Source organism: Spirosoma aerophilum, assembly GCF_054782495.1.
In genome coordinates, this window is sequence record NZ_BAAGSJ010000013.1 from 2,173,545 (window position 1) to 2,196,312 (window position 22,768).

The window sequence follows — 22,768 nt, forward strand, 5'->3', positions numbered from 1 at the left end:
GGCAAAGTCCGTCTACCTGTTCACCCTATGCTGCAGAACCATACCCCTTAGCCCTCTGCGCCAGCACACCAGCCGGATACCCGACTTCCACCAGGTACAAGCCATTGGCCGGCGCTGCCCGACCCGCCACAGTACGGTCCCGGGCCAGTATAATTTTCTCGAACTGCTCCAGACTCATGCGGCCCTGTCCTATTTCGAGCATGGTGCCCACAATGGTTCGGACCATGCCCCACAGGAACCGGTTCGCTTTGATATGAAACGTCAGGCAGTCCGCATTTGTATGTTGCCAGTAGGCAAATTCGAGCGTACAATGAAAGTGCGTGACATTGGCCCGCGCTTTGCTGAAGCTCTGAAAGTTGGTATGCTGTAAGAGTATCGTGCAGGCCTCATTCATACGGTCTACGTTCAGTATGGGACGGAAATGATAGGTCAGCGTGCCCAGAAAGGCGTCCTTCTGCCGGGTAATATGGTATTGATAATAGCGGGCGTTTGCCGAAAAGCGGGCGTGATCTTTTGGTTGCACCGGGAATATGGCGTGAACGGCAATGTCTTCGGGCAGAATACAATTGATCGAATAAATAAGGGCTTCGGTAATGTTCAGCGGTTCGTCGCTATCGAAATGAGCAAATTGCTGCTTTGCATGAACGCCCGCATCTGTCCGCCCGCTACCCATAATATAAATGGCTTTACCAAATCGCTGGGTCAATGCCGCTTCGAGGGTAATCTGAACGCTGGTGCCGTTGGCTTGTGTCTGCCAGCCATGATAGGCCGTTCCCCGATACGATAATTCAATAAAATAACGCATAGCAGGCAAAAGTACCGTTTAATTGCCAGATGCCCGCTCCAGCAATTTTCACGTAAGAGGGTTACCGTATTCTTCGGGCGTAGCTGCCTGCCAGCCAATGAGCTTTTCAACAAAGCACTTTTGAGCTTTTCAACAAAGTCGCCCCTCCAATCTGCCACGACCTTTGTTGTGTTCTTCATTCAATCAACGCCATGAAAAGAGTTTGGTTTATTACGGGGAGTTCCAGAGGACTGGGACGTACCCTCACTGAAGCCGTTTTAGCCAATGGGGATCAGGTGGCCGCTACCGCCCGTAACCCGGAAACCCTGGTCGACCTGGTCAATCGCTACCCGGAGCAGTTGTATCCGCTCACGCTGGACGTAACGCAGAAAGATCAAATACAGCAGGCCGTTTCGGATGCCATTACGCATTTTGGACGAATCGATGTGTTGGTCAACAACGCCGGATTCGGTATCATTGGCGCTGCCGAAGCTTTCACCGACGAACAGGTACGCAGTCAATTGGAAACAAACCTGTATGCGCCGATTGACGTAACCCGCGCCGTACTGCCGCACATGCGCCAGCAGCGATCGGGACGTATTCTGCAAATCAGCTCCGTTGGAGGGCGCGTGGGTAATGCTGGCCTGACCATATACCAAGCCGCCAAATTTGGTCTGGGCGGTTTTTCCGAAGCGCTGGCGAAGGAAGTGGCCCCTCTGGGTATTTACGTGACCAGCGTAGAGCCAGGCGGTTTCCGCACCGACTGGGCAGGCGACTCAATGAGTTATGCCCAACGTGTAGAAGGCTACGAAACAACCGTAGACCAACGGGCCGATTTTATCAAAGCGGGTACTTATATTCCTGTCGGCGACCCGCTCAAAGCAGCCCGAGTCATGGTCGAACTGGTCAACCATCCCGAGCCACCGATACACCTGGTATTGGGTAGCGAAGCCATTGGTCTTTTGCAACAGGCGGACAAGGCTCGGCAAGCCGAATTAGACAAATGGATGCGGGTCAGTGTCTCCACCGACCACGACGAATCGACAAATTTCTTCGAGACAAGCTGGGGAAAATCACTCACGAATGCATCGGCCGAATAAATGCATGTGAATCAGCAATCAGCCAACTCATAACTTTTTATACGCACCGGGCTATACATTTGCATGATACGGAGCTAGTTTTCTTAAACGAAAATTGGCTCCGTATCATACAAATGTATGGTTTCGAAAAGCGGTCAACGTTATCTTATTACTTGGATATGCTCATTCAGGAAGAAGCCAACAAGCCGTCACGTATTGCCTACTCATGCTATCATAGCCGGAGTCGGGAAGGTGAGCAGTTTGTGCCGGAACATGTTTTTAGTTACCAGATGGCCGGTAAACTAACCGTAAACGACGGACAGCGAACTTATGAAATTGTTGAAGGTGATTTCCGCTTCAGCCGTCGAAATCAGTTAATCAAGTTTACAAAGGAGCCGCCCGCCAATGGTGTGTATAAGGCACTCTCGATTTATCTTGATCAGGAGACATTGCGTAACATCAGCCTTGAGTATGGCTACGTGGCAGAGCCCCATCAGAATAGTGCCCCTATTATCGTCTTAAAAGCCGATTCCTTGTATAAAGGCTTTATGAACTCGTTGCTGCCTTATCTGCAACCAGAACACCGTATCGACCAGAAGCTTCAATCGTTAAAGCTGAAAGAGGCTGTGTTGACCATCCTGCAGGTCAATCCAGAGTTGAGGCATGTTTTGTTTGATTTCTCAGAACCCGGGAAACTGGATCTGGAAGCGTTTATGAATAAGAATTATCGCTTTAATGTTCACCTACAGCGGTTTGCCTATTTGACGGGTAGAAGCCTTGCTTCCTTCAAACGTGACTTTGAGAAAATTTTTCACACATCGCCCAGCCGCTGGCTACTGCAGAAACGGCTTCAGGAAGCCTATTATTTAATTAAGGAGAAGGGAAAAGCGCCGTCGGAGGTTTATCTGGAAGTTGGCATTGAAGACCTGTCTCACTTTTCCTTTGCCTTTAAAAAATCGTTTGGAATCGCCCCCTCCCGCATCAATTAAACTGGGCTAAATAATAGATACATTAATCAAACGTGTAAACCGCGTTTTCTACATAAAAATAGCCCGCTACTGATCAGCAGCGGGCTATTTTTAAGCGAGAAGGTTCAATACGTATTACCGTGGCCCTCGCTGGCGTTCGGCCCCACCGTTTGGCCGTTGCGGCTGCTCCAGGCTGCGGGGCTGCTCCTGAGCTCCTCTACCTTCGGGTATGCGCTGAAAACTACCGCCACCGCTGCGACCAGAGGGTGCTGACGGCGTACCTATGCCTGGGCTATTAGGCACCCCGATTGAGCCGGAACGGTCAGGCCGCTCGAACGACCGGTTGGGTTGCTGCTGAAAGCTGCCGGGTTGTGCTTCATCCCGCGACATGCCAGCGGGGCGGTCATTATTCGGCGCCATGCTGCCCCGGCTCGGCTCAAAGCGGCTGGATGGTGCCGGAGCTGGATTATTAGGCGTTGGGGCGGGCGTATTAACCGTACCATTCCGATCAGCCGGTGCATTGTTGTTGAAACTCCCGTTATAGTTGCCCCGGCTCGAACCACCGTTATACTCCCGACCAGGTGTGGTTGGCGTTGTATTACCGGTTGAATAATCCCGGTTAGGGATATTACTCCCATTACCGTTATAGTCCCGGTTAGGTGTGTTGTTGCCATTGTAATCCCGATTGGGAGCGTTATTATAGCCTCCGCTTCCGTAAGTGCCGCGGTTAGGCGAGTTGTTATTATATGATGGCCGTGATGAATTATCATAGCGGTCGTTTCGATCATATCGATCATACCGATCATTTCGGCCATATCCGGACTGACCCGGGCGATAAAAACCTACCGATCCGTTTCCAACGACAGAACGGCCCGGCCGGTCCATCTGGTCGATTCGATACACAGGCACGCTACGTCGGGTAATACGCTCGATCTCACCCCGATTTGGGCCGTATACATATGCCCGGTTGTTTGACCGATAAATGTTATTGATGATAACCGTATTCTGGTAAATGTTGACAACCCGGGGACGCGGCACCCGATAGCTATACAGATAGGGGCTGGTGATGTATATCTGAGGAACAAACGTCCAGTAAGGGGCCGGAATGTTTATGTTGACATTTATATCATAGCCCGGTCCCAGAGGAGCCCATCCATAATAGCCCCCACCCGACCGCCACGATACCCAGGCGGGTCCCCAATCGTTGCCGGGTACCCACGCCCAGCCGTACTGGCTATCAAAAAACCATCGTCCGTAATGGAACGGTGCCCATCCCCACGGATAATCAGACACCCAGGTGTTGCCAAACTCGGTCACAACCCAGTGTCCATCGCTGGCATAGGGCTGAAAATCCGGACCAACGTTCGGTATCCAGACGGATCCATACGCAGGGTTAGGCACCCATTGTCCATAAGGGGCTAATTCATTGTAGAACGCCTGAATAGGAACGCTCACGCCGGGCTGAGCCACCGCTTTATTCGTTGCAGCGGGGTCTAGAGCAAGTACGGCTATCAGACCAAGTATAGATATTGTTTTCAGGATGCTCATGGCGTTTGGTCGTTTTCTTGTCGCGTATCGAAACGCGTCGAAGGTTAGATGCAGTAAACCCCAAAACGTTTAACGGACCGTTAAACAAACTTCTTGTACCCCTATACAAACAACGCCCGGCTGATTTGTTCAGCCGGGCGTTGTTATTTAAGAACTGGAAGTCAGCCATCAGGCTTCATTCGTGATGAACATCTTCGGCTTGGGGGCCTCAATACCATCTTTGCCAAACTGACGGGCTATGTTTTCGAGCATGTAATAATGCGTGTCCCAGTAATGCTCACTTTTGGTCCATACACGCACGTCGTACTCCCTCGAATTAGGATTCAATTTCGAAATCAAGACATCATGCTCCCGATCTTTCAACGCGAAAGGACACGCGTTGACTACTGTCATAATCGACGCTTTCGTGGCGTCAATGTCATTCTGACTACCCACGCCATAGACTTGGTCAACCCGAATAACCCCTTTGGTGCTGATATTCGTGATCGGAGCCGTTGATAATGGACCGTTGGGCAGGATGATCGTTTTATTATCGAGGGTTACCAGCGTTGTGTCAAAAATACGGATAGCTTCCACGTTACCTGTAAACCCTTCTGCCACAATAAGGTCGCCGACCCGGAACGGCTTAAAGATCAGGATCAGGACCCCACCGGCAAAGTTGGCCAGACTCCCCTGAAGGGCAAGCCCAACCGCCAAACCGGCTGCGCCAACAATGGCCACGAAGGAGGTGGTCTGAACGCCCAGGGTGCTGGCAATACTCAACAAGAGCAACACCCGTAACAAGCCGCTGACCAACGACAGTAAAGAGGGCTGTACATCGCGGTCGACGTGTCGTTTCGTCATGACCGACGATAAAAATTTTATAATCCAGCCAATTACCCAAAGCCCTACAACAAGGGTGATAACGGCCAGAAGTATTTTACCGCCATAGATGGTAGCAAAAGCCAACACCTGATCGTAAATACGTTCCATTCGGTTCTGTGTCTGTTCCATCGGAATACAAGGGAAGTTTTTGAAAATCAGACGTAAAGAGCCCAGAAAGGTAACTTACCAAAACGTACATAAAGCGGTAAATTCCGATAAATTTATTCACTAGCTAGAGCCAGTTTTTACGCCGGAATATCCAGACTGTCAGCGCGGATGAAAGAACCATCATGGCCAGGGCAAACACGTAACCATACTTCCAGTGGACTTCGGGCATCTCATCGAAATTCATGCCCCAGATGCTGGCCAGCAACGTAGGTGGCAGGAACACAAGCGATACAACGGTAAATATCTTGACGACCCGGTTCTGTTCCAGGTCAATGAGACCGAGATAGGTGTTTTGCAGAAACTCCAACCGTTCGAAAATGAAGTTCGTGTGATCAATCAGTGAATTGATGTCCTTAATGAGCGTTCGAAGTCGTTGCTGCTCTACCTCATTAAACCAGCCATCAGAACGAATCATGGAAGAGATAACGCGCTGTTTGTCTACCACGTTCTCCCGAATCGACATCGTCAACTCCTGATAATCGTTAATATTCAGCAGCATCTCCCGATCCAGGTTGGCATCGAGGTCGAGCAGGCGGTTGATGGCCTTGATTTCTCCGGAAACCAACTCGATTAAATCAGCATCGTAATCAATGCGCGATTCGAAAATGGATATCAGGATTTGGGCTCCATCACTGAACACCGCTCTCCGCGACTTAATGCGTTTGACCGTGTCGGCGAAAGATTTCAAGTCGGCATTTCGATACGTAAACAAGGTATCGTCTTTGAGGAGAAAGCTCACCGGCACGTTTGTGTAGCGCTGTTCGGAGTCGGGCACCAGAAAGTTGGAATTGGCAATCAGGAAATCGTCTTCCTCAATATATCGCGAACTACTCTCAATTTCCAGCTGCTCCTGCTGACTCAAAAAGTCGACATCAAATTTCTCTTCAACGCTTTTTATTTCGGCGGGCGTCGGGTTCTGCAGATCGACCCACAGGGTACGCTCCGTATTTGAGAATGAATCGATATCACGAATTTTTCGGACAGAAGTGGCGTCTTGCTGAAAGATACGGATCATAAAGTCGAGAGTAGCGTGTACGGCCGCGAAGTTCGCAGAAACAAACCACTTATTCCGTTCATTTCCGAATTAGTACCCTTAGCCGTTAAAAAATTGACTAGTCACTCGGCCTGTAAAGGGCTTCCTTTCAACTTCAAGTCTTTGACCCGCTGCCGGATGTTTCGCATAAATATTTTGCCCGGATCTGTCTTTTCAGTCAGGTAAGTAGGGTCTGTTTCTTTCCAGAGCGGGGTTCCTCTAAAGTCCTGGTATTCGTAGTGGCCAATGAGGTATTCGATGTCATAGTTCTGTTTTAAATAACGCACCAGTTGCACGTTAGCTTCGAGCTGGGCATCGGTCAGGTCGTTATTACCCACGTTTTCGATGCCAATCGCGCAGTAGTTCAGCCCTATACAATGCCGGGCAAAGGTGGTGTCGGGCAGAAGCCGGTAGATCGTTCCGTCGCGGTCAACCAGAAACGGAACCGCCGTATTGAGTTTACTGGCAGCCTGTAGATCAGAGCGGCCGGGCAGCACACTTGGGTTAAAAGCGTCGAAGGTTTCTTCCAGCGTTGGAATAGCCGTCCAGTGTAGCACAATCATTTTGGGCTTGATGGATGGCTCTGTTTGCTGTATACCATGCCGTTTAGATAGATATTCGAGGGACAACTGCCTGCGCTCTTCATCAAAAACGATGGGCTTGTGGATGAGTTTAAGAGGAACCTGTGCTACACAGGCACCGCCGGTGAAAAATACGGTGAGTGGCAGTACCCACTGAATGAATGTAGAGATCAAAACAAATCGACGCATGAAGGAGGTGGTTGAACAGCTGCAAAAAACAAAATTTTAAATCCAAGCGACTGTTTTTCTTCTGACCGACGCATAATTTATTGAATGGTAGGGTGTTCCTGTCTGAATAACGGGGGGCTATAGACCACGTGCCGCCGGGAAAAGTCCACTAAAAAATCGGCATGACTGTATTCATTTTATAATTATTTAAAGTTCATAGCGCGCGAAAAGACAGGCGAAGGGATATAAATTGACTCTTTTACTATTTTTCGCACAAATTCATTCCATAAACTGTTACCCCTTTAGCCGAACCTAACCCGTCTGGCTACTGGCTATGCAACCTGATTATTTGATTTATTCCGGTTCAATTTCTGACCGCCGTCTCAAGTCCATAGAGGTTTGGGAGACGGCAAATACGCTTGGTTTTCCGGCAGCTTTGTGGCGACTGCCCAATAAACGGGACAAACACCTGATTGTGTCGTTCGATGAGGTGTTGCCCCGCGTGTCGGCTGATCTGGATGAGTTACCCGCTGGTTTTTTGATAAGTCCTTTCGATAACCTTGCCAGCACGGCTCCCACCAATACGTCGGGCAGGACGGTTACGGACACAAGTACCAGCGATCAATCGCTCTTCCTTCGGGCAGACCTTCAGGCTGTCTTTGCCGAAACGGGTCTGACGCCATCCAACAAACTCAACCTTAGTGTTTCTGCCGATGGGGAGAAGGCCGATACGTTCTGGCAAGCCCTTGCCGATAGGGCTGGCCATCCATCCGGGAACCAACCTAAACAAATCACTGTCAGTGCCCTTCCTGACCCAGCCGCTCAGGCTGAATATGTGCAAAATGTGGCGTCGGCGGTCGAAGCGATGAAGCGGGGAGAGTTCCGGAAAGTTGTGCTGTCCCGAACAAAACGGGTACTTTTTTCTGACGCTCCCAACGCCGTTGACCTGTTCGATCAGCTTTGTGATACCTACCCTACGGCGTTTATTTCGGCCGTGTCGATTCCGGAAAAAGGGCAAATCTGGATAAGCGCCACGCCCGAACGAATTGTCAGTATCGACGCCAACGGAATTTTCCAAACGGCTTCACTAGCAGGTACCCAGTCGGCTTTTGAGCCCGACGGAACACCCAAGCGCCCCCCAGAAGCGATGTGGTCGCAAAAGGAAATTGAAGAGCAGGCACTGGTGAGCCGCTACATCATTGAGTGTTTCAAAAAAATCAGATTACGGGAATACCTGGAAGAAGGCCCCAAAACGATTATTGCCGGCAACCTGATGCACCTGAGCACCTGTTTTACGGTCGATACACAAGCTGTGCGTTACCCGCAGCTAGGCACCGTAATGCTCCGACTGCTGCATCCTACATCGGCGGTCTGCGGCATGCCCCGTGATGTGGCCTTTGCCTTCATCAAGCAACATGAATCCCATGACCGTGAACTGTACAGCGGTTTTTTAGGACCTGTCAATATAGATTCGAATCATGAAGGGGCAGCCAGTGATCTCTTTGTGCACATCCGATGCATGAAGCTGGAAGGCAAGATGGCTACTCTATATGCAGGGGCAGGACTAACTGAAGATTCCGTCCCTGAACGCGAGTGGCAGGAAACCGAGATGAAGTGTCAGACACTCCTAAACGTAATGAATAATGGATAATGTAAAAGGATTGATGAACACGGTAAAGTAATTCTGAGGCTCTATCACTCACTTTACCGTATGCATCAATCATTTTACATTATCCACCTGTCATCATGCACGCATTACTCCCCTTCTGCCGGATCATTAGGCGCGCGGGAGCCGTCTTTTGCTGTGCGGTCACCCGCTTCACTGGCCGCTCCTGATTGTGTATCGGCATCGGGAGCGGTTCCCTCGGTAACGGCATTTTCCGATGTAACAAGAGCTACTTTGTCCGGATCTTGGTTTGCGTCTAAATCGACCATGGCTTCAGTTGAGTAAAGAGATGTAGTAAAAAAATCGGTATGACTTACCGGTAAGAGGTTTTGACAGGGATAGCTTATTCCATGCTATCGTCGTCAAGGTCATCTTCAATAGAGTCATCGTCCAGATCTTCATCCAGATCATCCTCATTGAAGTCATCCTCAATGTCGTCTAAATCATCTGCTCCATAGCCGCTGGCGGCACCGGTGCCCAGTTCATCGAATTCAGCTCCCTCATCATCGAAGTCATCTTCATCATCGTCGAAGGCGGCTGTTTCCGGGTCGGGGTTGAGCATCAGAACGTCTTCGTCCTGATCAAACGCTGGCTGGTAAATCATGGTTTAAAGAGTATAAAAGTTAGTTCACCCCTCTTAACGCGTCTCTTTCGCGGAAGGTTTAAGCAATATTAAAACTAATTTACCATTTGTGGTAGAACACTGAATTCTATTTGCAGGTTACTGGCTTTATACTTCTTGACTGAACGCTATAAACCACTCTTAATGAGACAGTATAAACTTGAACGTATTTTCAGCCAGCCAATTCTTAAAACCAGCGATGTAAAACCAACTATCGAGGGTTATGAGGTTTTGGGGGCATTCAATCCGGCAGCCTGTCTCGTCAACGGCGAAGTCCTCCTTCTTTTACGGGTAGCCGAAGCCCCGAAACCCGAAAAAGGTACGATCGTTATTCCCCTCATCGAAGACCAAAACGGCGTTCCGACCCTTGTTACCAAACGCTTCCCCGAACCCACTGAACCCTACGACCCGAGGGTTATAGCCATTGGAGGCAAGGTGTACCTGACCTCTATCAGTCACCTGAGGCTGGCAAGAAGCCAGGACGGTATTCATTTCACCATCGACGAAGAACCATTTCTTTTTCCGGCGCGAATGGATGAATCATTTGGTATTGAAGATGCCCGCATCACGTTTCTGGAAGGTAACTACTGGATTACCTACACGGCTGTATCGGAGCATGGACCGGGTGTAGGGCTGGCCGTTACTGCCGATTTCAAAACCGTTGAGCGCATTGGCATGATCCTGCCGCCCCCCAACAAAGATGTCGCGCTGTTTCCTCAAAAGATAAATGGTAAGTACCAGTTGCTTCACCGGCCCATGGTGTCGGAGATTGGTAAACCGTCAATCTGGCTGGCCGAATCGACCGACGGTGTACATTGGGGGAACCATCGTTACCTTTTTGGTGGCCGGGGCGTATCTAGTCAAACAGATGGAGATAATGCCGATTTTGCCTGGGAAGGCGGCAAGATTGGAGCCGGACCGGAACCCATGCTGACGGATGAAGGCTGGCTCGTTTGCTACCACGGTGCCGATGCCACTCATGCCTACGCGCTGGCACTGGCCCTGCTCGACAAGGACGACCCCTCGAAGGTATTGGACCGCTCAAACGTCCCCTTGCTCACGCCCGAACTCCCCTGGGAAAAAGAGGGATTCTTTCCCAATGTAGTTTTCTCGAATGGCTGGATACAATGGCCAGCCGGCAGTGATAAAGCCGGTGAGATATGGGTGTACTATGGCGCGGCAGACTCTGGGGTTGGCCTGGCAAAGTTGGTAAACGGATAAGGCCATAGGTAGCATACAAATGTTCGTTTAAACATTTGAAATTGTAAGTATCTCATAAGTAATAGCGCAATTAACTGACACTGTCTTCTGGACGGTGTCTTTTTTGTATTTTACGGGGGTATTAAACTTTTACCCTTGCATGAAACACTTCGGTCAACTTTTACTATGTTTTTTACTATCAACTCCTCTCCTAGCCCAAACCCCTAAACGTCCGCTGAATTCGTCTGATTATGACCGCTGGCAAAGTGTTCGCTCGGAGAAGATCTCAGACGATGGGCGATGGATTGCGTACCAGATCGACCCGCAGGAAGGCGATGGCCGTCTGGAAGTAGCTGCCGTGGGGGCAGGAACAGATGGCAGGAAAATGGTTTTTCCGAGGGGCTATATGGCGCAGTTTACCCCCGACAGCAAGTACCTCATCATGCGGCTTAAGGTTCCCCTGGCCGATGTCCGCCAGGCAAAGCTTAAAAAGAAAAAAGCCGACGAAATGCCCAAAGACAGCTTGCAGGTGCTGACCATGGTCACCGGCAAGTCGATTAAACTCCCGAACGCCAAGTCGTTTGTATATGGTAAAGAAGCTGGTTCCTGGCTGGCGGTGGTGCAGGAGCGCAAAGACGATAAAGAGAAGCCAGCACCAAAGGCCGTTTCCCGGAAAGATACCCTGACACCTTCGGCCCCTGTCTCGACAACCACTGTAGCCACCCGGAGAGGCCCCACAAAGAAGCCCAAAGGCGACGACCTGACACTTCTCAACATGGCCGACGGCACCCGCCGTACCGTTCGGTATGTATCCAGTGTCATGATGTCAGATAATGGCAAGACGGTTTTTTACAGCAAAGAATCAGCTAATGATTCCCTGAAAACCGGTGAGACGAGTATTCCGGGGGTTTTTGTCTTTAACACCACCAGTGGGCAAACGATGCTGGTGGATACTAGTGCAAAACGGAAAATCTACAAAGGGCTGGCCGTTGACAAAACGGGTGAACAACTCGCCTGGATAGCGTCGAACGACAGCGTCGGCAGCGATGTAAAAGTGTTTAGCCTGTTCTATAAAAATATGCTGCCCACGACGGTAGCAGCCGGTAAAAAGAAAAAGGCATCGGCCGTTTTGCCTCAAACGGTACTCGTGCTGGCCGATACCCTGACCCAGGCATTACCCAAAGGCTGGTCGGTCAATGAGTTTCGCGAACCGAAGTTTTCGGACGATGGCACACGGCTCTTCTTTTCTACCTCCCCCATTGCCCCCAAACCAACAAAAGATACCCTGACGCCTGATGACGAGAAGGTACGCATGGATATCTGGACCTGGCAGGACAGTCGGTTGCAGCCCATGCAGCAACGGCGGCTTAAGGAAGAAAAAGAGCGCGGTTTTCTGGCTCTTTATGATTTTGCAGCCCGCAAAGTTGTCCCGCTGGCCACCCGCGAAGTACCAACGGTTGCCTTCGATCCAAAAAAGAAATCCCGTTATCTGCTGGGCCTGAGCGACCTGCCTTACCAGGTTCAGGCCTCCTGGGACCCCGGCCATACCGATTTATATTTAGTTGATACCCAAACGGGCGAGAAGAAACGTATTGCCAATGACATCATGGCCTCACAGCCCAAACTGTCGCCCGAAGGCAAATACGCGTATTGGTTCGATGAGCGCGATTCGCTCTGGCGAGCCTGGTCCATTCAGGACGGCAAACGCCTTGACCTGACGCGTGGCCTGCCCAGCAAGTTTTTCGACGAAGAGCACGACACGCCCAACCTTCCGGGTTCGTACGGCTCGGCGGGCTGGACAACCGGCGACCGCTATGTGTGGCTTTATGACCGCTATGACATCTGGCAGATTGACCCGACGGGTAAGGAGAAACCTACGAATCTGACCGCGGGCTGGGGTCGTAAGAACAAAATCCGGTTACGCCGTGCCGAACTGGATAGCGACGACAGTACCCCCGGTCGGCGCGACGGCTCTATCGAGAAAGCCATCGACCCGAAAGATGAACTGTTCCTGACCGGCATTTGGGAAAGTGACAAAGCAACAGGTATTTTAAAGAGTAAAAACGGATTGGCCGTTGCCGAACCAGCTGTATTGACCCGCAGCAATCACCGTTACTTTGGGCTGAACAAAGCGAAGAACGCGCCGGTCGTCACCTTTTACAAAGGCAACTACAAAGAGTCGATTAACCTCTTCCAGACCGATACGACGCTGGCCAGCCCCGTGCAACTTACCCGCACCAACCCACAACAGGACAGCATCCGCTGGGGTAGTGTCGAAATTGTAAACTGGACAGGTACCAACGGGACCAAGCTGGAGGGACTACTCTTCAAACCGGAAGGTTTTGACCCGACGAAGAAATACCCTATGCTCACCTACTTCTACGAGCGCAATGCCGAAACATTGAACGATTACCGGGCACCTTCGCCCAGCCGATCTACCATTAATATTCCCTACTGTGTGTCGAACGGGTATCTGGTGTTTGTGCCGGATATTGTGTACACCACGGGTCAGCCCGGCCCCAATGCCTATGACTGCATTGTACCGGGTGTGCTGAGCCTCCTCGACAAAGGCTTCGTTGATCGCGACCGGCTGGGTATTCAGGGACAAAGCTGGGGTGGTTACCAGACGGCTTACATTATTACCCGTACCAACCTGTTCCGAGCGGCCGAAGCGGGAGCCGTGGTGGCTAACATGACATCGGCTTATGGCGGCATTCGCTGGGAAACGGGCATTAGCCGGGCTTTCCAGTACGAAAAAACCCAAAGCCGCATTGGCGGAACGCTATGGGATAAGCCCATGAATTACATCGAAAACTCTCCGCTCTTCTTCGCCAACCGAATTGAAACGCCCCTTATGATGACCCATAATGACGCGGATGGAGCCGTCCCCTGGCTTCAGGGCATCGAGCTATTTTCGGCCTTGCGACGACTCAACAAGCCCGTCTGGATGCTGGTCTATAATGGTGAAGGGCATAACCTGACCCAGCGGCACAACGCCAAAGATCTGAGCATCCGGTTGTATCAGTACTTCGATCACTACCTTAAAGATGCGCCCATGCCCATCTGGATGAAGGAAGGTCGCAGTGCCGTCGAGAAAGATCGGGGTGAAATGAAATATTGATCTTTAGGCTAGATTCATCGGGGCTGATCGGCCGTGCCATGTCTGACGAAGGGGATTCTCCCCAACACAGTACCGGCACGATCGACCAGCCCCGATACTTTTTCACCGTATTATAAACCCTGTATACGATTGAGTCGATTAGGCCCTTAAATTCGCGGCCTTTATTAGCCTCTTTTTGTGTATGAATTATCGCTTCCCTGCCCTTTGTATACTAGCTGTTTTACTTGCTTGTAGCTGTAAAACCGCTAAACTTCCTGCCACGACCGAACCCCTCACTGCCCGTATTACCGAAGAAGGCTTTCTGAACTGCTTTACCGCCGGTACTGTACTGAACGGGCAGCCGGTATGGTGTGAAGCCTCTGCCGTATTATTTGATGGCCGCAATATCTTCTTCGCTAACGATAAGGATATGCCCGCAAACCAGAGTCCGGTCTTTACTAAGGCGCCGGGCACACTGGGGGATTCGACTATAACACCAGCTTATCTGACACAGCCCGTTTTTTCAGCCGCCCGCAAATACGAAGATTTTGCTAAAACGCCCGCTGAAGCCAATAACCCGCGCAGTTTTGTTTTTCTGACCACCGCGTTTGATCGGGTAAAGGCAGGTAGCCACGATTGGGATGGGTACAACACGATTCTTTACTGGCGCACCGGCGACGAGCAACACCCACATGTGCTGGCTCCCGACGATACCAGCCGCACATCGATGGCCTACCGGCAGCAGATTGCGAACCTGCTGGCCACCGATGAATTTCCGGGAGCCATACCTTACTTCAAAATTGAAGGGTTAGCGGCTACCAATCAGCAATTATTCTTCGGCATTCGGGAAGAGGGGAAATCGTATGAGAGCTTCACCTACCGGGCCAAAATTATCTGTGTGTCATACAGAATGGACCAAACCAGCGCAGGAGAACGCATTCGGCTGGCAAACGACTGGCGAATTATCAATGATTTTGACATTGCCAAGCTGGACCCTACCTTACCCGCCCCCCTGGCCCTGTCCAGTCTTGAATATGATTCATACCGGAATCGATTCTGGATGTTGACATCCATGGAAGCCAATGACAAACTGGATGCTTACCTCTGGACCATTTCGCCCGATGATTTAAAAGCCAACAAGCCTTTTACACTCATTCGGGATGCCCAGGGTCAACCGGTTCACACACCCGGTCATAAAGCAGAAGACCTTACGTTTCTTGACGCCAAACGAATTTTATTGATTCACGACGATGATCGCGGCCTGACGAAGGTTGGTAATCGGACGCGCCAACCCAACCAGGCCGCTTACACGATCGTTACTGTACTGAACCAAAAAAATCGTACGTCCCTAAAATAAAGGTAAGGATGCCCGTGGCATGGGTAGCCCCTTTTATACGGATCAGCTCAACATTCGTGGCACCCCGCTTCTGCATGGCGTCATAGGCATTTTGCGAATTCAGGAAAGACACAATCTCGTCGGCATCACCATGATACAGGCGGGTTGGGGTATTGGGCTTCCAGTCGTGAATGTCGTTGTCCTGAACAGCCGCCAGAAACGCCTTGTCCGTTCCCTCGTTGATGCCCTGCCTGAAACTATCGGTGAATGTCTGATTCAGGCTGACATTAATGGACGCGTTCATACCCTGAGCGGCAATCTGCGTCGCATAGGGCTCTTTGAAGTAGGATGACATCGGCCGATTAAGCCCATACACACGGTCGTAGGTCTGTAAAACCCACACATAGAGTCGGTTGACGTAATCGACTCCCGTTGTTTTATCGTTGATTACCTGCTTCATAAAAGCCGGTTTATCATAGGCCCCGGCCCCGCAACTCGACGCAACGAGGTTGAATTCCCTGCCTGTTTCTTCCTCAATTTTCTTTTGAAGCGACAAGGTTGCATAGCCACCTTCCGAATACCCGGCGATGTATAATCGCTTGTCCCAATTGATCTTCTGATCGCTCAGGAAATCGCGGGCGGCCCGCAGCATATCGAGCGATGCCGTAGCCAGCCCATTTCGTTGTTCGTAGGTATGCGGCAAATCCTTCGAAGCTCCATAGCCGATATAGTCCGGTGCGGCAATGATATACCCCTGTGAGGCAAATACTGACCCAAAACTGTAGGCTTCGCTACTGGACCGGAAATTCGATGGGGCATCATTCTCGCTTGTAATGGTGCCATGCTGCATACTCAGTAAGGGCACCGCTGTGGGCACAACCGGAACAATGAGCGCCCCTGACGCCCTGATTGGCTTACCATCTGTGTTGGTAGTAGTGTACTCCAGCCGGTACGCTTTTATCCCATATCGGATAAAGAATTGTAAAGGGGCATTGACACCGGTAAACCGATTACGCAGCTGGTCGGTAGTATACTCCCCTATCAGGCTGCTACTGATCAGGGTACGCGCGGGTACGGGCGCAACCGGGTCATTTTCTTGTGACTGCCTGCAACTGGTAGGGCCAACCAGCAGCATAGCCCCAATAAGAAATAAAGCTATTGTTGACTTGAATAATATCATGCAATTTGAGAGATGAAGGTCATGCTAATTTCTAACGTTAATCAGGCCTGTTTCGTTTGTTTATACCCACTCCTGAAGCCCAAAAACGCTCATATAACTAACTGATTAACAGTCAACCATAAGCTTTACTTATACATTCACAGACCTTTTTTATTTGTCTGTTTTTTTTGGCCAATTATCTATTTAACAGAATACACACAGTTCATTAATTGTTGTGGAATCCACTCTACAACAATAGGCATCTATCTTCCCGCTTACTCTATAAATTTAATAAACTTTTATTATTCAGATACTTTTCTTTTCCCTAGACTATACTCTGTCTAACAGGCACTTACCTACACGTAGACAAGAGAATGTTTCATTGATTTTGTAAAGTGGTATAGCGTTTGGATACATATAGCTAATACCAAATTTTCACAACACTATGAATAGTCAGTTGAAATCAACCGGAACAAGAACACTTGTGGTCCTTATGGCCGCTGGTGTTTTGTCAGGTAACGTTTTAACAAGTTGCAAATCATCAAACAGTTCATTGAACAGGACCCAGCAGGGTGGTGTAATCGGCGCCAGTAGTGGTGCTGTTATTGGCGGTATACTTGGCAACAAGAAAGGAAGCACAGCATTAGGTGCCATTCTGGGAGCCACGGTTGGTGGTGCTGCCGGAGCCGTTATCGGTCGCCGGATGGACAAACAGGCAGAGGAGATCAAACGCCAGATGCCAAATGCTCAAGTCGAACGGGTTGGCGAAGGGATAAAGGTCTCGCTTGGTTCCGATATTCTTTTCGATGTGAATTCGTACGCTCTTAAAGCGGAAACGAAACAGCAACTGACTGAATTTGCTAAGTCGCTCAATAAATACGAAGACACGGATATACGAATTGAGGGGCATGCGGATGCAACCGGTTCCGACGATCACAACTTAAAATTATCCAAACAAAGAGCTGAGGCTGTTGGTAAGTACCTTGAAACACAGGGAGTGAAAACGTCCCGGGTTGAGGAACTTGGTTACGGAGAAGCACAACCCGTGGCTGATAACACAACGGAAGCAGGCCGTCGGCAAAACCGGCGAGTGGATGTAGCCGTTTTTGCTAACAAACAGTTGCAGCGTGAAGCGAAAGCTGGTAAAGTAAGTGAATAAACGAATAAGGTAGCTGTGCTTGAAATTACACAGCTACCTTAATTTCTTTTCTAAAAAACCTATAGAATGGCAACGGTAAAAAAAGGCGACGATGTAACCTGGAATTTCGGGAAAGGTAAAGCGAAAGGTACCGTTGCCGAGGTTCACCAGGAAGATGTAGAGAAAACCGTTCAGGGGACTAAGGTGAAGCGGAAAGGCTCTGCCGAAGAACCTGCTCTGGTTATCAAACAGGGCAACAAGAAGATTGTCAAGTCGGCGAGCGAAGTCACGAAAACCAGCAAGTAATCATGGCAGCACTGACAAACGAATCGGAGAAGAAGTCGGTCAAAAAGGATTTTGATGCTGCGGTAAACATGTCAGCTTCTCAAATCGAGAAATGGCTGAAAACGGAGGAATCAAAATCTGTCGGACAGGTAAAGGGTGGCGATGACGAGTCGGTCGGACATAAGTCAGGGCACCGGATTATTGAAATTCTGAATAAGAAGACGGCTGATTTAACTGATGGTGACTATGAGCACATGAGCAAGGTTGTCAGCTATGTAAAACGACATAGTGCCCAGCGCCCTGCTCATGTTGAAGGCTCTAACTGGGAATACTCATTAAAAAACTGGGGACACGATCCGGGCAAAAACTGACGGGGCCGTTACCTTACTAATAAAACAGGTTATTTGTTATTTAGTTACTATGTCATCCAGTTCATAAATAATTACCTGACAAGTATCCGAAACAACAATTTCATCAGCACTTTCTGATTTACTCAACTCCATAAATTTTTTACCTAATCAACCCCACTTAAATACTCACGTTATGAATGTCAAAGAAACAAGAGGTGAAATACTTGATCAACTGAGCCGTCTTTTGACCCTCAGCCACGACGCCGAAAAAGGCTATAAAGAGGCCGCTGAAAATGCGAAGGATAACGAATTGAAGAGCCTGTTTTTAACTCAGTCGCGCCAGCGGTCGGAGTTTGCCCTTTCCCTCGATCGTGAGATCCGAGCCTTGGGTGGAGAGCCAGATAATGGAACCAGCTTCACCGCTGATTTACACCGGGCCTGGATCAATATTAAATCGACATTTGCCTCCGACGACGACAAAGCAACCGTTCAGGAGTGCCACCGGGGCGACCAAGAAGCCCTGGAAACATATAACGCCGTGTTGCAGGAAACGGACCTTGCGGCCAGCACACGCGAGCTATTGCTTCAACAAAAACAGAGCATCGATTCGGCCAATTCGACGATGGCTCGTTTGGCCTTGGTAGTGTAGTGAATGGTGGGATTGGAAAGCCTGCCTCCTATGGAGGTAGGCTTTTTTGTGCTTAAGCAGCGCCAAAAACAATCGCAATTGACAAGATGTTAACCAACAAAGACGCTACGAAAGCATGTCTATGATTCCCTACACAGTTACGTTATGAGTAAACAATCCAAATCGAAATTTTCTTTCGAATCCATCCAGACAAAACCTGGAAAACCCTATCCCCTGGGGGCTACGTATGATGGCGAAGGTGTTAACTTTGCTCTCTTCAGCGAAAATGCAACGGCGGTATCGCTGTGCCTATATGATGCAACCGACGAAACGCGGGAAGTAGTTCGTATCCCTCTGCTGGAGCGAACCGAGCTTGTCTGGCATATTTATCTAGATGGGTTACAGCCCGGACAGCTTTACGGTTACCGGGTAGACGGACCTTATGAACCACAGGCAGGCCATTTCTTCAACCCCAACAAATTACTACTCGACCCTTATGCCCGCGCTATCAGTGCACCCGTTACCCATAACGATGCATGGCTGGGCTATGACTACCATAAACGGTCGCAGGATCAAAACGCTCCTTTGGAGATGAGTTTAGAAGATAGCGGCCCCACCATGCCTAAAAGCGTAGTGGTAGACAGTGAGTTCGACTGGGCCGATGATAAATCTCCCGACACGCCCTTACACCGTTCGGTGATTTATGAGATGCACGTGAAAGGGTTTACGCATCTGCACCCAACCATCGACGAGGATATCCGCGGAACGTATGCCGGATTAGGCACCCCCGAGAGCGTCGATTACCTGAAACGACTGGGCATTACCGCCGTTGAATTACTTCCTGTTCATCAGTTTACGGACGAAAGCTACTGGGGCTATAACAGCATTGGGTTCTTTGCCCCCCAAAATACCTACTCTTCCTCGGGCATGGCCGGACAGCAGGTATCGGAGTTTAAGGAGATGGTAAAAAATCTGCATAAAGCCGGTATAGAGGTCATTCTGGATGTCGTGTACAACCACACGGCAGAAGGAAACCAGTTAGGCCCCATGTTGTCATTCCAGGGAATCGACAACCGTGTATATTACCATCAGGTTGGCGACAAGCCCGAGTATTACATGGACTATACCGGTACGGGGAACACCTTCAACCTGAGCCATCCACGTGTGCTGCAGTTAGTTATGGACAGCCTGCGTTACTGGGTTACCGACATGCACGTCGACGGTTTCCGCTTCGATCTGGCTTCTGCCCTCATCCGTACCGACGAAGAGTTTGGCAACGTGTCTTCTTTTCTGGATACCGTTGCTCAGGATCCAATTTTGGCGCAGGTAAAGCTGATTGCCGAACCCTGGGATATTCAATCGTACAACGTAGGCGGTTTCCCCGTACGCTGGTCGGAGTGGAACGGTAAGTACCGGGACACGCTTCGTTCCTTCTGGAAAGGTGAAGAAGGTAAAGCCAATGAAACAGCGTTGCGCCTGTTGGGCAGCCCTGATCTATACGCCAATGATGGCCGTTCGCCAGCCAATAGCATTAACCTGATTACGGCGCATGATGGCTTTACGCTGAACGATCTGGTTAGCTATAATGAGAAGCACAACGAAGCCAATGGCGAGGATAATAACGACGGTTCCAATGATAACCTAAGCTGGAACTGTGGTGTCGAAGGACCTACCGACGATCCGGCCATTAATGAACTGCGTGAACGCCAAAAGCGTAATTTCCTGACAACTATGCTTCTGAGCCAGGGAACACCCATGATCGTAATGGGCGATGAGTGCGGCCGTACGCAGCATGGGAACAATAATGGCTACAATCAGGATAGCGAAATTAGCTGGATGGATTGGCACTGGGACGAGAAGCAGCAGGCTTTGTTCGACTTCACGAGCCAACTTACAGCCCTGCGACAAGCTACTCCTATATTGAGCCGTCGCCGGTTCTTTGGTAATGAACAGATGGCTTATCTGCTGCCCGACGGTGGTGAAATGACCGCTGCGGATTTGGAAGATCCGGGAACCCGATGCTTAGCTCTTTTCATGGACGGTATGCGGGTAGATGAACAGACAGAAGACGGGCAGGATATTGGTGACGAACAATTGATTTGGGTTCTGAATGCCTATTGGGAAGACATCGAATTCATGCTTCCTAAAATCGGTCGAAAAAAATCGCTGTGGGAAGTGGTTGTCGACACGTCCTCGGGTAAAATTCATCCGGATGGCGAACCTGTAAAAGGCGGCCATTCTATCCATGTACCCGGCCGGTCGTCGTTGCTTTTGCGCCTTCGGTAAGAGACACAAACGACTAGCGCAGTCAATTAAAAAGCCGTAACAACTACTTGTTACGGCTTTTTTTATGGAATCGGGAAGTCTGAAAAGCTACTTTTTACTTAGTGAACGACCAGGCCTTTACCGATACGGGAGAAGCGTGTAATGCGTCGTAAAGTTGTTTATCATTCTTAAAGGCCAGTTTATTAACCTGAAATGTCTCAATGTGGACATCAAACGAGGAAGCGTCAAACGGCCAGGGGTCTACACTGAGTGAACCACTGGTGTCCTGATGTATATAGTACGATACACCATCGGGGCCCTTGCTCACTTCCAAGCGACGGCCTTCGGGTGGAACTTGACCCATACACAGTACCAGTGATAGCGCGTCGCACCACTGTAGAAACGCATAGGCATAGTCAACCTCTGCTTTCGTCGCATTGGTTTCCTTTTGCCAGGTGGCCTGATTGTTGACCTGCTGATCCAGAAACTCATCCAGCGCCTTATCGGTACCTCGCTTAGGCTCATATAGGAATGAAGTATGCTTGGACATGAGCAGGGCGTTCCAGCGGCTTTTTTGCAGACCGATCTGAATCATATTCCGACACTGTTCTACCGAGTATTCCAGCAACTGGAAATCCAGGGGCGCACCAGCCGTGGTAAGGTGGTTTCTTCCCTCCCAGGCGTCTTGACCATCATCGTGTTCCGTCAAAGCAATTAACGTTTCAATCCAGTTCACAGGTCGTTTATTGACTTGCCAGTGAAGAGCTAACTGCACAGCCAGTAAACCGTGCGCCTGCTGGTTTATAATCTGCCAACCTGTATCCGTTTGTGTGACAATCATAGGGGAAAACGAAATCGGACCGCCGTAGCGGTCCGATTTCACTTGTTAATTAGTATAAACTTTTTCGTTTTCTCCCATTTTTGGCGGATTGCCGGTTATGACCGCTGCTGCCTGCTGGAAGAATCGAACCATGGTACTATCGGTCGAATCCCAATACTCAGCCATATCGACATGCACCTTTAGCAAGGTCAGATCCGGATCATCTTTTCCTTTGGGAAACCAGGCTTTCGCCTGTGGATTCCAAAGTTCATCGATCTTGGCCCGATCATCCACTTCCTGGGCTGTGCCCGAAGCAGATACATAGCTGGCATCATCGACATCGGCAAAAGACAGATTAACTTTATTAGCGTTGTTATCAATCTGGTCAACCTTGGGCGATGAACGCTGGGTGAAGAACCAAACGGAGCCATCTTCATCAACCTGAAGAGCTGCCATAGGACGGCTAACCAGATTACCCTGTTCATCAACAGTAGTGAGCATCGCGATACGAATATCTTCGATCATATCGCTAATTTTCTCAAACTGCTTATTTGTCTGTTGTTTCGTTTCCATAACGTTGTACTAATTTATTAAAAGTCCCGGTAGTGAGTATCAGCGAAAAGACAGGTACTGCTTTACCGAAATCACCTACCTCAACGAAGAAGGCTGACGGTCTATATCATAAAACGATGACATGGGTGATCTTCCTGACTTCCTGCTATCAGAGTCGGAATGAGCCCCCATTTCTATGATGTTCGCACAGCTGCGAATTGTTTGTTGGCATATAGCATATACCTGCCAACTTCGTTCAGAATCAAATGCTTGAACCTCCTGGGCGCACTTCTCGCATAGCTCAATACAAGATTTAGCCAATGAGCGCACGTTGGTAGAACCTCGTACGTACAGCGTAGCCAGATTACGGCACATCTCCGCACAATCGAGGTTTAAAAATATGCTATGATAAAGTTCTTCAACCCGATTGGAGTTGAGACATTCTGTGGCAAAT

At 49.7% G+C, this 22,768-nt stretch carries 21 protein-coding genes; 11 read left to right on the forward strand and 10 right to left on the reverse strand.

What is annotated here, in order from left to right:
* Positions 1-25: 25 nt before the first annotated feature.
* On the reverse strand, positions 26-805 hold the full coding sequence (truA, locus tag ACYVK4_RS20360; RefSeq protein ID WP_461129362.1) for a tRNA pseudouridine(38-40) synthase TruA: 780 nt from the start codon (positions 803-805) through the stop codon (positions 26-28).
* A 191-nt stretch (positions 806-996) separates the two neighbouring features.
* Between truA and ACYVK4_RS20365 the strand changes: the two genes are divergently transcribed.
* Entirely contained in the window at positions 997-1,884 is an 888-nt protein-coding gene (locus ACYVK4_RS20365) for an oxidoreductase (protein WP_461129363.1), read from the forward strand.
* A 158-nt stretch (positions 1,885-2,042) separates the two neighbouring features.
* Positions 2,043-2,852 (forward strand): helix-turn-helix domain-containing protein, encoded by an 810-nt coding sequence (locus ACYVK4_RS20370; RefSeq protein WP_461129364.1) that lies wholly within the window; start codon positions 2,043-2,045, stop codon positions 2,850-2,852.
* Between the two features lie 114 nt (positions 2,853-2,966).
* Here ACYVK4_RS20370 and ACYVK4_RS20375 read toward each other — a convergent pair whose 3' ends face one another.
* The 4 genes from ACYVK4_RS20375 to ACYVK4_RS20390 all read right to left on the reverse strand — a co-directional run bounded on the left by ACYVK4_RS20375 (position 2,967) and on the right by ACYVK4_RS20390 (position 7,214).
* Positions 2,967-4,379, reverse strand: coding sequence for a DUF6600 domain-containing protein (locus tag ACYVK4_RS20375; RefSeq protein WP_461129365.1), 1,413 nt, complete (start codon positions 4,377-4,379; stop codon positions 2,967-2,969).
* A gap of 168 nt (positions 4,380-4,547) precedes the next feature.
* Entirely contained in the window at positions 4,548-5,372 is an 825-nt protein-coding gene (locus tag ACYVK4_RS20380; RefSeq protein WP_461129366.1) for a mechanosensitive ion channel family protein, read from the reverse strand.
* A gap of 103 nt (positions 5,373-5,475) precedes the next feature.
* Positions 5,476-6,426, reverse strand: a complete 951-nt coding sequence (gene corA, locus ACYVK4_RS20385; protein WP_461129367.1) for a magnesium/cobalt transporter CorA — start codon at positions 6,424-6,426, stop codon at positions 5,476-5,478.
* 101 nt (positions 6,427-6,527) lie between these two features.
* The gene (locus ACYVK4_RS20390) at positions 6,528-7,214 is read right to left on the reverse strand and encodes a peptidoglycan recognition protein family protein (RefSeq protein ID WP_461129368.1); all 687 of its coding nucleotides are present in this window, start codon (positions 7,212-7,214) and stop codon (positions 6,528-6,530) included.
* A 313-nt stretch (positions 7,215-7,527) separates the two neighbouring features.
* Between ACYVK4_RS20390 and ACYVK4_RS20395 the strand changes: the two genes are divergently transcribed.
* Positions 7,528-8,844, forward strand: a complete 1,317-nt coding sequence (locus ACYVK4_RS20395) for an isochorismate synthase (protein WP_461129369.1) — start codon at positions 7,528-7,530, stop codon at positions 8,842-8,844.
* 104 nt (positions 8,845-8,948) lie between these two features.
* On the opposite strand, the gene ACYVK4_RS20400 is transcribed toward ACYVK4_RS20395, so the two are convergent.
* Complete coding sequence (locus tag ACYVK4_RS20400; RefSeq protein ID WP_461129370.1) at positions 8,949-9,128, reverse strand: hypothetical protein; 180 nt, start codon at positions 9,126-9,128, stop codon at positions 8,949-8,951.
* Positions 9,129-9,202: 74 nt separating this feature from the next.
* Positions 9,203-9,463, reverse strand: a complete 261-nt coding sequence (locus ACYVK4_RS20405) for an adhesin (protein WP_461129371.1) — start codon at positions 9,461-9,463, stop codon at positions 9,203-9,205.
* Between the two features lie 162 nt (positions 9,464-9,625).
* Between ACYVK4_RS20405 and ACYVK4_RS20410 the strand changes: the two genes are divergently transcribed.
* From ACYVK4_RS20410 to ACYVK4_RS20420, 3 genes are all read left to right on the forward strand, one after another.
* Complete coding sequence (locus tag ACYVK4_RS20410) at positions 9,626-10,702, forward strand: glycoside hydrolase family 130 protein (RefSeq protein ID WP_461129372.1); 1,077 nt, start codon at positions 9,626-9,628, stop codon at positions 10,700-10,702.
* Between the two features lie 139 nt (positions 10,703-10,841).
* A complete protein-coding gene (locus ACYVK4_RS20415) occupies positions 10,842-13,802 on the forward strand; it encodes a S9 family peptidase (protein WP_461129373.1) in 2,961 nt (986 codons plus the stop codon).
* Positions 13,803-13,983: 181 nt separating this feature from the next.
* Positions 13,984-15,138: a hypothetical protein gene (locus ACYVK4_RS20420; RefSeq protein ID WP_461129374.1), complete on the forward strand. Its 1,155-nt coding sequence runs from the start codon at positions 13,984-13,986 to the stop codon at positions 15,136-15,138.
* Here ACYVK4_RS20420 and ACYVK4_RS20425 read toward each other — a convergent pair.
* Positions 15,098-16,297 carry an alpha/beta hydrolase family protein gene (locus tag ACYVK4_RS20425; protein ID WP_461129375.1) on the reverse strand — a complete coding sequence of 400 codons (1,200 nt, stop codon included), beginning with the start codon at positions 16,295-16,297 and terminating at the stop codon, positions 15,098-15,100. The two genes, ACYVK4_RS20420 and ACYVK4_RS20425, sit on opposite strands and share 41 nt — an antisense overlap.
* 424 nt (positions 16,298-16,721) lie before the next feature.
* Between ACYVK4_RS20425 and ACYVK4_RS20430 the strand changes: the two genes are divergently transcribed.
* The 5 genes from ACYVK4_RS20430 to glgX all read left to right on the forward strand — a co-directional run bounded on the left by ACYVK4_RS20430 (position 16,722) and on the right by glgX (position 20,963).
* Positions 16,722-17,435, forward strand: coding sequence for an OmpA family protein (locus ACYVK4_RS20430; RefSeq protein WP_461129376.1), 714 nt, complete (start codon positions 16,722-16,724; stop codon positions 17,433-17,435).
* 66 nt (positions 17,436-17,501) lie between these two features.
* A complete protein-coding gene (locus ACYVK4_RS20435) occupies positions 17,502-17,720 on the forward strand; it encodes a hypervirulence associated TUDOR domain-containing protein (protein WP_461129377.1) in 219 nt (72 codons plus the stop codon).
* Between the two features lie 2 nt (positions 17,721-17,722).
* Positions 17,723-18,070, forward strand: a complete 348-nt coding sequence (locus ACYVK4_RS20440) for a DUF3140 domain-containing protein (RefSeq protein ID WP_461129378.1) — start codon at positions 17,723-17,725, stop codon at positions 18,068-18,070.
* A 172-nt stretch (positions 18,071-18,242) separates the two neighbouring features.
* Complete coding sequence (locus ACYVK4_RS20445; protein ID WP_461129379.1) at positions 18,243-18,698, forward strand: ferritin-like domain-containing protein; 456 nt, start codon at positions 18,243-18,245, stop codon at positions 18,696-18,698.
* A 144-nt stretch (positions 18,699-18,842) separates the two neighbouring features.
* A complete protein-coding gene (glgX, locus tag ACYVK4_RS20450) occupies positions 18,843-20,963 on the forward strand; it encodes a glycogen debranching protein GlgX (RefSeq protein WP_461129380.1) in 2,121 nt (706 codons plus the stop codon).
* Between the two features lie 94 nt (positions 20,964-21,057).
* Here the strand turns inward: glgX and ACYVK4_RS20455 are convergent, their stop codons facing one another.
* Together ACYVK4_RS20455 and ACYVK4_RS20460 are read right to left on the reverse strand one after the other, a co-directional pair.
* A complete protein-coding gene (locus tag ACYVK4_RS20455) occupies positions 21,058-21,783 on the reverse strand; it encodes a DUF3891 family protein (RefSeq protein ID WP_461129381.1) in 726 nt (241 codons plus the stop codon).
* Between the two features lie 45 nt (positions 21,784-21,828).
* A complete protein-coding gene (locus tag ACYVK4_RS20460; RefSeq protein ID WP_461129382.1) occupies positions 21,829-22,335 on the reverse strand; it encodes a pyridoxamine 5'-phosphate oxidase family protein in 507 nt (168 codons plus the stop codon).
* Positions 22,336-22,768 lie beyond the last annotated feature (433 nt).